We start from the raw sequence: 12,968 nt of genomic DNA, 5'->3' as shown, positions 1-12,968 counted from the left end.
ATAGATTAATTAGACCCATATGAGATTTATTGTTTCTACCACAACTTTACTCAAACAACTGCAGGCAGTAAGCGGTGCTTTAAGCAACAGCACTGTTTTGCCTATACTGGAAAACTTTTTGTTCGAGATAAAGGAAGGAAACTTAACCATTTCGGCAACAGACCTGCAAACCAGCATGACCACTTCCTTAACTGTTGAAGCTAAGGAGAATGGCCGTATTGCCATACCATCGCGTATTTTGTTAGAGACCTTAAAATCGTTACCGGAGCAGCCGGTGGCTTTTTCGGTTGATGACCAAACTTTTGCTATCGAAATAAACGCCGGTGATGGTAAATACAAACTAAGCGGCGAGAATGGTGAAGATTTTCCGAAGATCCCTGTTGTCGAAAACGCATCGTCAGTAAACCTGCCGGCATCTGTTTTGGCCGAGGCTATTAATAAAACCATCTTCGCGGTAAGTAACGATGAACTGCGCCCCGCCATGACGGGCGTTTACTGCCAGTTAAGCACACAGCACCTTACTTTTGTAGCTACCGATGCCCACAAGCTGGTACGTTACCGCCGTAAGGACGCCAAAGCTGCAAGCACTACCGCGTTTATATTGCCTAAAAAAGCGCTAACGCTACTAAAATCGGCATTGCCAAACGATGATGTAAACGTATCTGTGGAGTATAACTCAACCAGCGCGTTTTTTAAATTTAACCATATTAACCTTGTTTGTAGGTTAATAGATGAGCGTTATCCTGATTACGAGGCTGTTATTCCTCAGAATAATCCTAATAAATTAACTATCGACAGGCTTACCTTTCTGGGCTCGTTAAACCGTGTGGCTATTTATGCCAACAAAACAACCCACCAGGTAAGGCTTAAAATAAATGGCAGCGAGTTAAACATATCATCAGAAGATATTGACTTTGCAAACGAGGCTCACGAGCGTTTAACCTGCCAGTATGAAGGTGATGACATGGAAATTGGCTTTAACGCAAGATTTTTAATAGAAATGTTGAAGAATTTAAGTTGCGAAGAAGTATCTTTGGAGATGTCGACTCCAAACCGCGCCGGCTTACTGCTGCCACAGGGTGGTGATGAAAATGAAGATGTGCTGATGCTGGTTATGCCGGTGATGCTCAATAGCTATGCTTAAGTGTAAACTTAAATTATAAATCCAAAAACAGAGTCCGGCTTTAAAAACCGGACTTTTTTGTTCGGCACGGATAACAAATGTTTCGGGCGGGAGTTATTAGTGATGGGAATGTAAAAGGGGGGAGTATAGAGGCGAAGACTCACCCCGACGAGGCTCCGCCCGTCTGCCCCTCTCTCCGACTTCGTCGCATAGAGGGGCGAAAAAAAAGAAAATTGGGGTTTACTCTCTTTGCGGCTTTAGCCGGAGAGAGGGTCGGCCAGCGTAGCGTAGCCGGGGTGAGTTGTAGCCGGCGTTCAAACGAATATGTGTGTAAACTACAACACGTCATGACTCGATACGAGGTATCTGTGAACTTTTGTCATACATGACTGATAGATCCTTCGTACCTCAGGATGACGGGAAAATTGGATATATCATGTTACCCCGGCTCTTCCGGTTAAAAAAAGGCCGCAGGCACATGAAAAGAATATTGATAAAACTTAAGACTTACTACTTAAGACTTTTGACGTAACTATGAATACCAGGATAAAGGTTTTGTTTTTTATTGCGGCAGCAGGCGCCTGCTGGGCATCCTGTAAAAAGAGCAACGATGCTCCTGCCAGTACGTCAACGGTTACGGCTTTTGTTGACGTGGTAAATGTATCAAGCGCCAATGTTAATTTTTATATAAACGGTACGCGTTTTAACAATACAACAACTTTTTATCCGGGCGGTTCGCTCGGTTATCTTACTGTGCCTGCCGGTACTAAAAATTACTCATTTAAGGTTGATGGCGCTTCAACGCCGTTTTATAACAAACCTTTCCAGGCCGATTCGGCATCAGACCACACCATATACATAGCCGGCCAAAACAGCGATGATGTATTTAGTACCCTTGATACCCTGGTACTTGATACTGACAGCGCAAAGAAAGCCACATACGCCAGGGTAAGATTTGTGAATGCCTCGGCCAGCGCAGGCAATATGAGTTTTATATTAAGAGGAACTACCGGAACGGTGCCGATAGATACCCCCTGGAAGACAAATATCGCTTTTAAAACGTCGACTGAGTTTACCCGTATTAAACAGGGTGTTCATTACATTGGTATATATCGGGCGGCTTACCCCACTTTACCTAAAGTTGATACAGTAACTTTGACCGCAGGTAAAATTTATACCTTTTATGGGTATGGAACGGCTTTGCCGGCCGGAAACGCTGGTATTCTTGTAGGTTTATTTAATAGTGGCAGTGAATAATAAGATGAATAATAAACATAAAAACGGCTTAATACTATCACTATTTACCGGCGCACCATTGGTGCTGCTGCTTTGCTTTATAGCATCGTGCGGTAAATCAACAAACATAACAGGTACAAATACGCAGTTGCAGGTCATTAATTTAAGTCCGGATGTGCAGCCTTTAAATTTATATCAAAACTCGATTAGGCAAAGCGCAACTGCATATACCTATCCAACCAGCTCGGGTTATTTTACATTGTCTACAATTACACCGCCATTGCAATTCCGTACGGCTACTGCGGCGGCTGTAAATATCCCTTTTGAAATTGATACCGTTTTAAGGAGTAATGTTAAATATACCATTTTTTTAACCGGCTACCTGGCCGATGGTAGTATAAAAAATTCCATATTATCGCTGGATACCGCTACTTTACCGCCAATAGGCAGGGCCAAGGTACGGTTTGCAAATACCTCCCCGTCATCGCCTGGTTTAGATTTAAGGGCCAATGATACGCTGGTAACCAGTACGGCAGGTGTTAAATTTAACACGCTGACACCTTACGTAAACCTGCCCACGGGCAATTATAACTTTACTATAAATGTACACACCACCCCCACAAAAACGGAATACACACTGAGCAATGTTAGTCTGCTGGATGGGCGGGCATACACTATTTATACCCAGGGAATAGTAGGCCGTGCAGACTCAGTTGCCTTTGGCGCGGCGGTGTTAACCAATAACTTGTTGATTAAAACATCCCAGTAGGATAAGGTTACTATTGCGATTGGCTGCCAACTAAGCCCGCAAACGGTAATAAAAGCGGGTATACTATAACCAACGCCGGAAATAGTAGGGGCGTGTTGGTTTTAGAACCAGCCATGTGTTACAAAGCTGAGAAAAATGGAGGATAGACAGGAGCGGGAAATTCGGGATCCAGGCTGGCCATGATATGATAAGGTATCTTAGCTGATCAGCTTATAGTTCCAATAGCCTTCCAATTCTAACTTGTTAATTTCAGAAATAGCAAACTTTTTTAGGGTAGTACCGAACGATTATAAATTGACTATCAATTTATAGTCGTTTCATCTTGTTAGCGAATAATCATCAGGTAACGTTTTCGATAGGCAAGCCAATTAGGTTGCCATTTTTGTTTTATTGGCTATTTTTAAGCTTTATTAAGTTGATATGAAAAAATCTCTCCTCATAGCTTTAAGCTTTGTGTTTTTAACTTTTTGTGCTTATGCTCAGCCAAAAGGCCCCGATGCTGATTATATAAAAGCAAATTACACCAAGTACGAATACAATGTGCCCATGCGCGATGGTAAAAAGCTGTTTACATCGGTATACGTACCAAAAGATCAAACCAAAAAGTATCCCATTATGATGGATAGGACGCCATATAGCGTAGCTCCTTATGGTGTTGATGCCTACAGGGGCAGCCTTGGGCCTTCATCGTTATTTGTGCGCGATGGCTATATTTTTGTTTACCAGGACGCTCGTGGCCGTTGGATGAGCGAAGGCATTTTTGAAGAGATGACTCCCGAAAAGGAAGTGCACAAAACCAAAAATGATGTAGATGAAGGTACCGACACCTATGACACCATTGACTGGCTGCTGAAAAACATTAAAAACAACAATGGCAAAGTAGGAGTTTGGGGCATTTCGTACCCCGGGTTTTATACAACGGCTGCATTGTTAAGCCGTCATCCGGCATTGGTGGCTGCATCGCCGCAGGCGCCAATGGCCGATTTGTACCGCGATGATGCTTTTCATAATGGCGCGTTTATGCTTACCGCCAATTTTGGCTTCTACCCATTTTTTACCAACCGCCAGGATGATAAACCCACACAACGCCGTGGCAACGGATTTAACGCCGGCACAAATGATGGTTATGCCTTTTTTATGAGGATGGGATCGGTAAAAAACTCCAACGACAAATATTATAAAGATACCATTCGTTTATGGAACGAAATGCTCGATCATCCCAACTATGATCAGCATTGGAAAGATCGTAATGTACTTTACCACTTACACGATATTAAAACCGCGGTACTGGTTACCGGCGGATGGTATGATGCCGAAGACCTTTACGGCGCTATCAATACCTATAAAACACTGGTTAAAGAAAATCCTAAAACCCCGGTTTACTTTACCATGGGCCCCTGGGTGCATGGCGGTTGGGCCCGTGGCGACGGCGATCATTTAGGCGATATTGGTTTTGGCGGCCCTACAGGCCCGTTTTACCGGGAGAAAATTGAGTTTGCTTTTTTTAGCCATTATTTAAAAGGTACCGACCTTAACCTGGAACCTGTTTCGACGTTTGAAACGGGTGTTAACCAATGGAAAACTTATAAAACCTGGCCGCCGAAAGAAGCAGTTGATAAAAGCCTGTACCTGCTGCCCGGCGGCAAACTTTCATTTGATGCACCTGCGGCAGGTGATAGTTTTGACGAGTTTGTGTCTGATCCCAACAAACCGGTGCCATTTATCAGTACGATTGAAAACGATATGAAACGTGAGTATATGACCGCCGACCAGCGTTTTGCATCGCAACGCCCTGATGTGCTGACTTACGAAACCGATGTGCTTGACAAAGATGTAACCCTTGCAGGCAACATATGGGCCAACCTTAAAGTATCAACCACCGGTACAGATGCCGATTGGATAGTTAAAGTTATTGACGTATACCCCGACTCGACTAAGAACGACAAGTTTACCGGCAAGGATGTTTACCTGGGCGGCTATCAGCAAATGGTACGCAGCGAGGCCATGCGCGGTAAATTCCGCAATGGTTTTGATAAGCCCGAGCCTTTTGTACCCGGCAAAGTAACCCCTGTTAATTTTGAGTTACAGGATGTATTGCACACCTTTAAAAAAGGCCACCGCCTGATGGTGCAGGTACAAAGCAGTTGGTTTCCGCTTATTGACCGTAATACCCAGCAATTCCAGGATATTATGAAAGCTAAGGATACAGATTTTAAAAAGGCAACCCACAAGGTTTATACATCTAAAGATGAGCCAAGCCTTTTAAAGGTTAGGGTGATGGAATAATCTATTCGGGGTAATCAGATAAAATAGGGCACTTAACATATCGCATTTAACTCTAACCGAACAAAAATAAGCGGTTAAGCCTTGTGCCTATTGCTTTTAGCTTGCGCATAAGGTAAGGAAAGTGTACCACCCCGTACCAGGGTGTTTCACCCTGTTTCAGGGTGTCTCAGGGCGTTTCAAGGCGTCTCATCTGTACCGGTACACACACCTTGTTGGTTATGCATAATAGCTAAAATAAGTAAAGGCGCCCCGTCTTCAATTAGTATCCATTTGATATAGCCACCTGATTAGTTCGGTTATAAATCAGGGATTGACGGAGTTTAAACTTTAAACAAAAAATGTTCGGTAATTAGTTTTGCGGAAACTGCAAAATTTGTAGCACGTTAGTCCCAAAGGCCGTAATGATATAAAAACCAATATCATGATCAGGAGAATATTACTATTACTACTTGTGGCTTCCTTTACAGCGTGTAACAAAAACCGTCAGCAACCTGCCTGTGCTATTACCACTTGCACCCAGGAATTTGTTAGCGTTGGCGTTCGCTTTGTTGATAAAAATGGCGACGGGGTAACTGTAGAAGACTTTATAGCCAAAAATTTACGTTCCGACTCTGTTATTGTGGCTCCAGGCGTTATTGACCCGGGATTTTCGCCGGCATTTAAAACCATTGCTAACGATAATATTATCGATAAGTTTTCTACCGGTGGCGATAATGTACAAATTACTGCAACAAATCCGTCAAGTCATCAAACTAAAACAGCCATAGTTAAAATTGCAGGCGGATGTGCCTGCCACATCAGCAAGGTTTCGGGGCCCGATACAATAGTTTTCGATTAAGGATATTGGATAGCGGATAAATCCCCGATTGCTTTACCGGGTTTATAATTTTGTTATAATCGCAGGCGTACTGGCTTTAACCTGGTAAAGCACATAATCGCCCTTTTTATCTCGAATCAACCTAACATCAACAGTCTTGCCGCCTTGCGTTACCTTAGCACTTTTCCACCCGGCAGGTAAATAGGTTTTAAGCGTTAGCGGCATATTGTAAAACCGCTTATCAAGCGGGTGGCTTACTTTAATTACCAGCTTGCCATTTTGCATGCCTGTGGTAAGGTTTGCATTTTGGCGTTCACGCATATATTTGGTAACATCGCTAAAGGTGGCAATCCAAAGTTTGTCTTCATGGTTTTTGATGTAGGTAAAATACTCATCCAGCTCGGTAGCAGGTAAGGCCTCCCAGCCAATGCCCTGCACGCCGTGGTGGGTAAGTACCAGCCATGTATCCTGTCTGTTCATGGTGGTATCAACCCAGGCTTTCATCATAGGCAGCGGTGTTTTGGTGGTGGCGCCGCGCTGGTACTGTACATAAGGTTTATCGGTATTGCCGGGCATCTCTTTACTCCCCCTGCTAATCTCTTTCAGCCAGGGTTCGGGCATGCGGTTGCGCAGTGCGGGGTAAACCCTGCTTAGGTACGCTACAGCCCGCTCGTTTTCGGTGCCAAAAGGCCCTTCGGCGCTAAAAGTGTATTGCAGGCCAAGGTTATGCAAAATATCCAGCCGGCTTTTCTCCATCTCATAAAGCATATTGGGCTCGTCGAGCGCGGCCAGGCGCGGGTGGGTAACCATGTGACTGGCAAATTCGTGCCCCTGTGCAGCGTATCGTTTAATTTGCGCCCAGGTTGTGCCGTGAGCATCATTGTACTCGGTGTTATGCTCAATACCTGGTTTAAAATCACCATGGCGCACTTTACTGTATAGCTCATCAATTACCTTATAGGCCGCTTCGGGTTTGTTATCGTCAATTAGCGAACCAGCTTTATAATGATAGTCGAGCGTGCCAATAAGTCCCAGGTGCCCCGCTGCCGATGCACGCTCGTAAAAATTCTCTTTGTTAGTAGGAATTGTTGCGGTTTCGGCAATTATCTGTTTCAAAGGCCTCCCGATAAATTTTGCCTGGTACCGGGAACCGGGTATTTGCCCCGTGATAATAAAAAACGTGCTTTTAATTCCCAGCCTGTTCAAAATAGGCAGCGCCACTTTAAACTGGTTGATGGATCCATCATCCCAGGTGATAGATACCGCGCCATTGCGGCCGTATTGCCATTTGGTTATCTCGGTTTTGCCCGGCTGTGCCTTCAAACAGTTCATAAACAACAGTATGAACAACAAGGGCGCGAAAAGTTTTTTCATTTGGGGGAGGTTTGTATAAGCTAATATATGCAGATGGCGGCTGCCTTTGGTGTTGTAACGAAATCGTTATTCTTTCATTGACTCTTCTTATTTAAACTAATTCCAAATAAAAGTTGTGAATTAAAATTGAGTTGTTATTTTTGCGCTTAATTAGACTTAATCTAAATAGCATGTCAAATCATATACACAACTACCTGCAAAAATTTACCCTCCTCTTTCTTTTCGTATTTATAAATATTTTAACCCTTAAGGCCGATGACGATGGCAATAGCGGCAAAATTAACGGCTTTGTAAAAACGACCGATGGTAAACCTGCTGCATACGTTACTGTAGCTATAAAAGGCTTAAACAAAAGTACCACTACCATTGATGATGGTTCGTTTACCTTTGTTAACATTAAGCCGGGAGTATATACTTTAGTTACCAGCTTTATGGGCACTAAAGCCGAGCAGCAAACGGTTACCGTGGTGGCCAATCAAACTACCCAGGTAAATTTTACATTAAATGAAACTTCGGCGCAGCTGGATGAGGTGCTTATTTCATCTACAAAAACCATTAACCGTAAAAAGCTTACTATCGGTAAAATGAACGTAGCGCCTATGGATTTGCCGCAAAGCGTTATGGTTATCAGCAGCAATACGCTTGCCCAGCAGCAATCTATCAGGCTAAGTGATGTAATCAGGAATGTTAATGGCGTTTACCTGTATAGCGCCCGCGGCAATACCCAGGAAACTTTTGGTGCACGTGGCTACAATTTTTCGAGCACCAATATGTTTAAAAATGGTTTCCGGGTAAACTCCGGTGTTGTACCTGAAGTGAGTTCGCTTGACAGGATTGAGGTATTAAAGGGCAGCGCGGCTTTATTATATGGCAACGTGGCACCCGGCGGTATTTTAAATATGGTAACTAAAAAACCATTGTTTGAGGCAGGCGGTAAAGTATCTATGACGTATGGCAGCTATGATTTGTACCGCCCCTCGTTTGATGTTTATGGCCCTATCACCTCAAAACTGGCTTACCGCTTAAACGGTACTTACGAAAAAGCAAACAGTTTTCGCGATAATGTAAAATCCGAAAGGGAGTATATTAACCCATCATTCCTGTATAAAATAAGCGACAAAACAACTGTTATTGTAGAGGGCGATTACCTGAACTACGATTTTACGCCTGATTTTGGAACTGGACAAATAAATAATGTAATAGCCAATGTGCCGCGCAACCGCTACCTGGGTGCTTCATGGTCGACAGGTAATACCAAACAGTCAACCGGTACTGTAACCATTAACCATCAAATTAACAGTTTGTGGCAAATAAGCGGCGGCTTAAATTACCAGCATTTTAACAGGCAGTACCAAACAACCGAGCGTGTACTGCCCGATGCAACCGGCGATTGGGGCCGTACCCTTAACCGCGCAAAAACGATGGAAGATTATTACACCGGCCAGTTTAATGTTACCGGCCAGTTTAATACAGGCGCCATAAAACATAATATTTTAGTTGGTATTGATGCCGACAGGTACAACAACACGGCTTATACCTACGTGGCCGCCATTAATAAGGTATCAAGCTATTGGGATAATGGCACGTCAATAAAACCTGCCGTTTACGATACCATCAATATTTTTAATGTAAATAAATATACCCTGCGCACCGATAAGCCGCAGATGAACCCTTTATACCGTATCCTTACAAAAACAAACCGCTTTGGGGCTTACTTTAATGATTTGATAAGCATATCAGATAAAGTTAAAGTGTTAGCCGGTATCCGCTGGTCGTATCAGTATGTAGCGCCGACATCGGTTACCAACTATTATATTTCAAGCCCTGCTTTAGCTGTACAAGCGGCAGGTAAAGAGGATAAGGCATTTTCGCCCCGCGTCGGTATAGTTTATAAGCCTGTTGACAATACGGCTTTATTTGCAAGTTACTCCAACTCGTTTATCACTAATACGGGTGTAGATGTTAATAATAAACCACTTTCGCCATCATTGGTAGATCAGTACGAGGCCGGTGTTAAAAATGATTTTCTGAATGGTAATTTATCAGTAAATGTAACCGCATACCGTATTATTAATAATAATCTGGCCCAAACAGCGCCATTTTTGGCCGATGGTACTACGGTGAACATTAACACCAATATTAAAGAGCTTGTTGGCCAAACCAAAAGCGACGGTGTTGAACTTGATATTGCGGGACACCCGGTAAAAGAGCTTGATTTAATGGCCGGTTACAGCTACACCAACGCGCGTTATTCAAAAACATCAACATCAGTTGGCAGCAATATAGCCGGCCAGCCTTTAATTAACGTACCTAAGCACACCGCCAATGCCAGCGCATTCTACAACTTTTATAACGGCGATTTGAAAGGCTTTAAAGTAGGGGCATCCGTGTATTACCTGGGCAACCGTACAGCGGGTAATGCCAACACGGTTGGGCAAACGCAAACCATATCAAGGCTGGTTAATGTACCGGGCTTTACTACGGTTGATGCCTCGGTTGGTTACGCTTATAAAAAGGTTTCCATTATTGGTAAAATCTCCAATATAGGCAATGTACTTAATTACAATGTGCACGAAAATTACAGCATTAACCCAATAGCGCCAAGACAGTTTTTAACTACCGTGAGCTATAGTTTTTAATACACTAACACATATTAATAAACAAACCGGGATATGCCTTAGCATGCCCGGTTTTGTAATGAAAGCCATGAAAGTATTTTTCCGTACCATACATCTTTATTTGAGCCTCGCGGCAGGCATTGTTATTTTTTGCTCGTGCCTCACGGGTACTATGCTGGTTTTTGAAAAAGAAATTGAGCATACCCTGCACCCCAAACTTTATTACGTGCAGGCCGCAGCTACACGGGTACCGCTGGAGCAAATGATTAAGGCAGCCCTTAAGCAGGTTCCCAAAGCAAAGCTGGCCTCGGCAATGGTTTATAATGATGCCACCAGAACGGTTGAGGTTGGCTTAATTGTACCCGAAAAGAAAGATAAAAAAGGTAATGCTGTTCAGGCCGAAAAGGGCAAGCCCGCAAAGGTACAGGGCGATAAGGATAAAAAAGCTAAAGAGGCCGACCGGGCAAATTTAAGCGTGTTTGTAAACCCCTACACCGGCCAGGTGACAGGGCAATACAGCCGCAGGCAATCGTTCCTGTACTCGGCCGAAATGTTTCACCGTTTTTTGTTGGCAGGTAAAGATAGCCTGGGCGATTGGGTGGTGTCAATCTCGACATTGCTTTTCCTGTTTATATTAATAACCGGGGTAATACTGTGGTGGCCTAAAACCAAAAACGTTATGAAGCAGCGTTTAAAAATAAAGTGGGGCGGCAGCACCAAACGGCTGGTACATGATTTGCACCTGGTTACCGGCTTCTACACTTCGATATTTTTAATTGTGATTGCGTTAACGGGTTTAATTATGACGTTTAAGCTGGCTAACCAGGCATTATTTGCTATAACCGGTTCAAAGCTGGTAAAAGAGCAGCCCAAAGCTCCGCAATCAAAGTACCAGGCCGGGGCCCAAGCTTTAAAGGTAGATGCCGCATTGCAGGCGGTAACAGCACAAACCGCATTGGCAGATTATTATACAGTAAGGGTGCCTAAAGATTCGCTGGCCGTTTACAGCATAAACATTTTACCTAAGGGTGCAGTTGAAACCACCGCCAATACCTATTACGTTGACCAATATAGCGGCGGCATAGCAGGGGCGCAATTGTTTGCCGCCAAAAGTTTAGGCCAGCGGGCAAGGGCTTACGTAAAACCAATACATACCGGCTCGGTTTACGGCTTGCCTACCAAAATAATTAGTTTTATTGTATGTCTTTTATCGCTCATATTCCCGGTAACAGGGGTAATGATGTGGCTTAACCGTACACGTAAAAAAACTAAAACCTATAGGAAGATGGAATTGGTTTAAATTATTTGATAGTTTGTATGTTTACAACTTAGCAAAATAATAAAATATGCCTGCCAGGATTCTCGAAGTATGCGCCTTTACTATTCAAACTTGTATTATAGCCGAGCGCGCCGGTGCTGCGCGGGTTGAATTATGTGATAACCCTATTGAAGGCGGTACTACTCCGAGCTATGGCACCATAAAACAGGTGCGCGATAAAATAGGTATCGCTTTGTTCCCCATCATCAGGCCGCGGTCTGGAAATTATTTTTACAACGAGGATGAATACGCCATTATTAAGCACGACATACAAATTTGCCGTGAGTTGGGCTGCAATGGCATTTCGGTAGGCACACAAACCATAGATGCCGAAATTGATACCGAATGGCTGAAACGCATTGTTGAATGGGCTGGCCCAATGAGCGTTACCTGCAACCGTGCGTTCGATGGTACGCCCGATCCTTTAAAATCGTTAGAAGAACTGATAGCCTGCGGATGCCGGCGGGTACTCACCTCCGGGCAAAAAAGCGCGGCGCCCGATGCCGGCCAGTTGTTGGGTGAGCTGGTTAAACAAGCCGCCGGCCGTATTACCATTATGCCCGGTGCCGGTGTTAAATCAACCAACCTGCAAAAACTGGTAGCCGAAAGTAATGCAACAGAATACCATTCATCGGCACGCGCTGTAGCGCCAAATCCTTTAACTTATATTAATAAAGAGGTGAGCGATTATGGAAATGTTTATATTGCCGATGAAGATGAAGTAAGGGCGATGGTGGCTGTTTTGAAGGGGGAAAATTATTAATCGTTTCTTTAAATAAGGGGCAAAAAATAAATCGTTTACCGCAATATTTTTAGGCCATCGATGCGCTTGAAATGCTTTTTATTCAAAGTGACGATCGGCATTTCATTAACTATGCAATTTGCGGCAATAAAAATATCCCGGAATTCAATCATTTGATTACTCTGGCGCAATTGATGATAAATCTGCGCGGCTTTCTGGGCAACAGTGTCTGTAAAGGGTAATACAGAAAGATCCCCTGTTATATTCTTTACATCGTTTTCCTTCTCCTTATTGGTCGCCCCCCATATATAGTTCATAAAGAGATACCGAAGAAATGAAGAGCTCGGTATTGTCAGAAATCTTGTATAAAGTAGTGCCAAGTTTGTCCTTAGCACGTAAATGTTCAATAAATATACCGGTATCTATTACCATTGTTGTGGTTTCAAGCTTTCGAAAGCATTTTTACCTTCTTCTAAAAACTTCAAATCATCATCAGACCATATCGAAATTTTAGCCAGTTTTTCTCTGTAGGCAATGGTATTAGTAGAGGAATCCTGTTGTATAGTAACACCGAGCCCGATAAGGATTTGTTTTACCAGCGAACTTTTTTTGTCGGGGATATTGATTGTCAGCTTTTCCATTATGAATCAAATTTACAAAATTTTCGATAAAAACTTGCGCGGAA

The 12,968-nt window shown here is 43.4% G+C and carries 11 protein-coding genes; 8 read left to right on the top strand and 3 right to left on the bottom strand.

Features of this window, described 5'->3' with window-relative positions; genetic code table 11:
- The first annotated feature begins 19 nt into the window (after positions 1–19).
- The 5 genes from dnaN (at position 20) to PQ469_RS22800 (ending at position 6,252) form a co-directional block, all read left to right on the top strand.
- Entirely contained in the window at positions 20–1,144 is a 1,125-nt protein-coding gene (gene dnaN / locus PQ469_RS22820) for a DNA polymerase III subunit beta (protein ID WP_090652439.1), read from the top strand.
- A gap of 513 nt (positions 1,145–1,657) precedes the next feature.
- Positions 1,658–2,380 carry a DUF4397 domain-containing protein gene (locus PQ469_RS22815; RefSeq protein ID WP_274209726.1) on the top strand — a complete coding sequence of 241 codons (723 nt, stop codon included), beginning with the start codon at positions 1,658–1,660 and terminating at the stop codon, positions 2,378–2,380.
- A 4-nt stretch (positions 2,381–2,384) separates the two neighbouring features.
- On the top strand, positions 2,385–3,128 hold the full coding sequence (locus tag PQ469_RS22810; protein ID WP_274209725.1) for a DUF4397 domain-containing protein: 744 nt from the start codon (positions 2,385–2,387) through the stop codon (positions 3,126–3,128).
- 420 nt (positions 3,129–3,548) lie between these two features.
- Positions 3,549–5,414, top strand: coding sequence for a CocE/NonD family hydrolase (locus PQ469_RS22805; RefSeq protein ID WP_274209724.1), 1,866 nt, complete (start codon positions 3,549–3,551; stop codon positions 5,412–5,414).
- Positions 5,415–5,835: 421 nt separating this feature from the next.
- A complete protein-coding gene (locus tag PQ469_RS22800; RefSeq protein WP_143065526.1) occupies positions 5,836–6,252 on the top strand; it encodes a hypothetical protein in 417 nt (138 codons plus the stop codon).
- Between the two features lie 42 nt (positions 6,253–6,294).
- Here PQ469_RS22800 and PQ469_RS22795 read toward each other — a convergent pair whose 3' ends face one another.
- Complete coding sequence (locus tag PQ469_RS22795) at positions 6,295–7,605, bottom strand: polysaccharide deacetylase family protein (protein WP_274209723.1); 1,311 nt, start codon at positions 7,603–7,605, stop codon at positions 6,295–6,297.
- 170 nt (positions 7,606–7,775) lie between these two features.
- Here PQ469_RS22795 and PQ469_RS22790 point away from each other — a divergent pair, with 170 nt between their 5' ends.
- Genes PQ469_RS22790 through PQ469_RS22780 form a run of 3 tightly spaced genes read left to right on the top strand, consistent with a single transcriptional unit; the run spans position 7,776 to position 12,304 of the window.
- On the top strand, positions 7,776–10,244 hold the full coding sequence (locus PQ469_RS22790; protein WP_274209722.1) for a TonB-dependent receptor: 2,469 nt from the start codon (positions 7,776–7,778) through the stop codon (positions 10,242–10,244).
- Positions 10,245–10,287: 43 nt separating this feature from the next.
- Positions 10,288–11,523 (top strand): PepSY-associated TM helix domain-containing protein, encoded by a 1,236-nt coding sequence (locus PQ469_RS22785; RefSeq protein ID WP_274209721.1) that lies wholly within the window; start codon positions 10,288–10,290, stop codon positions 11,521–11,523.
- Between the two features lie 46 nt (positions 11,524–11,569).
- Positions 11,570–12,304 carry a copper homeostasis protein CutC gene (locus tag PQ469_RS22780; RefSeq protein ID WP_274209720.1) on the top strand — a complete coding sequence of 245 codons (735 nt, stop codon included), beginning with the start codon at positions 11,570–11,572 and terminating at the stop codon, positions 12,302–12,304.
- Positions 12,305–12,339: 35 nt separating this feature from the next.
- On the opposite strand, the gene PQ469_RS22775 is transcribed toward PQ469_RS22780, so the two are convergent.
- Both PQ469_RS22775 and PQ469_RS22770 read right to left on the bottom strand, forming a co-directional pair.
- Positions 12,340–12,600: a type II toxin-antitoxin system VapC family toxin gene (locus PQ469_RS22775; protein ID WP_274209719.1), complete on the bottom strand. Its 261-nt coding sequence runs from the start codon at positions 12,598–12,600 to the stop codon at positions 12,340–12,342.
- Between the two features lie 108 nt (positions 12,601–12,708).
- Positions 12,709–12,924, bottom strand: coding sequence for a hypothetical protein (locus PQ469_RS22770; RefSeq protein WP_090652429.1), 216 nt, complete (start codon positions 12,922–12,924; stop codon positions 12,709–12,711).
- Positions 12,925–12,968 lie beyond the last annotated feature (44 nt).

The organism is Mucilaginibacter sp. KACC 22773, from assembly GCF_028736215.1.
Classification (GTDB): domain Bacteria; phylum Bacteroidota; class Bacteroidia; order Sphingobacteriales; family Sphingobacteriaceae; genus Mucilaginibacter.
Note: the sequence above shows the minus strand (reverse complement) of the source record. Positions and strands in the feature narration are given on the sequence as shown.

Excerpts from the sequence above, each read along its gene's own strand:
- dnaN (WP_090652439.1), top strand. The coding sequence starts at position 20 with ATGAGATTTATTGTTTCTACCACAACTTTACTCAAACAACTGCAGGCA.
- PQ469_RS22815 (WP_274209726.1), top strand. The coding sequence starts at position 1,658 with ATGAATACCAGGATAAAGGTTTTGTTTTTTATTGCGGCAGCAGGCGCC.
- PQ469_RS22810 (WP_274209725.1), top strand. The coding sequence starts at position 2,385 with ATGAATAATAAACATAAAAACGGCTTAATACTATCACTATTTACCGGC.
- PQ469_RS22805 (WP_274209724.1), top strand. The coding sequence starts at position 3,549 with ATGAAAAAATCTCTCCTCATAGCTTTAAGCTTTGTGTTTTTAACTTTT.
- PQ469_RS22800 (WP_143065526.1), top strand. The coding sequence starts at position 5,836 with ATGATCAGGAGAATATTACTATTACTACTTGTGGCTTCCTTTACAGCG.
- PQ469_RS22795 (WP_274209723.1), bottom strand. The coding sequence starts at position 7,605 with ATGAAAAAACTTTTCGCGCCCTTGTTGTTCATACTGTTGTTTATGAAC.
- PQ469_RS22790 (WP_274209722.1), top strand. The coding sequence starts at position 7,776 with ATGTCAAATCATATACACAACTACCTGCAAAAATTTACCCTCCTCTTT.
- PQ469_RS22785 (WP_274209721.1), top strand. The coding sequence starts at position 10,288 with ATGCCCGGTTTTGTAATGAAAGCCATGAAAGTATTTTTCCGTACCATA.
- PQ469_RS22780 (WP_274209720.1), top strand. The coding sequence starts at position 11,570 with ATGCCTGCCAGGATTCTCGAAGTATGCGCCTTTACTATTCAAACTTGT.
- PQ469_RS22775 (WP_274209719.1), bottom strand. The coding sequence starts at position 12,600 with ATGAACTATATATGGGGGGCGACCAATAAGGAGAAGGAAAACGATGTA.
- PQ469_RS22770 (WP_090652429.1), bottom strand. The coding sequence starts at position 12,924 with ATGGAAAAGCTGACAATCAATATCCCCGACAAAAAAAGTTCGCTGGTA.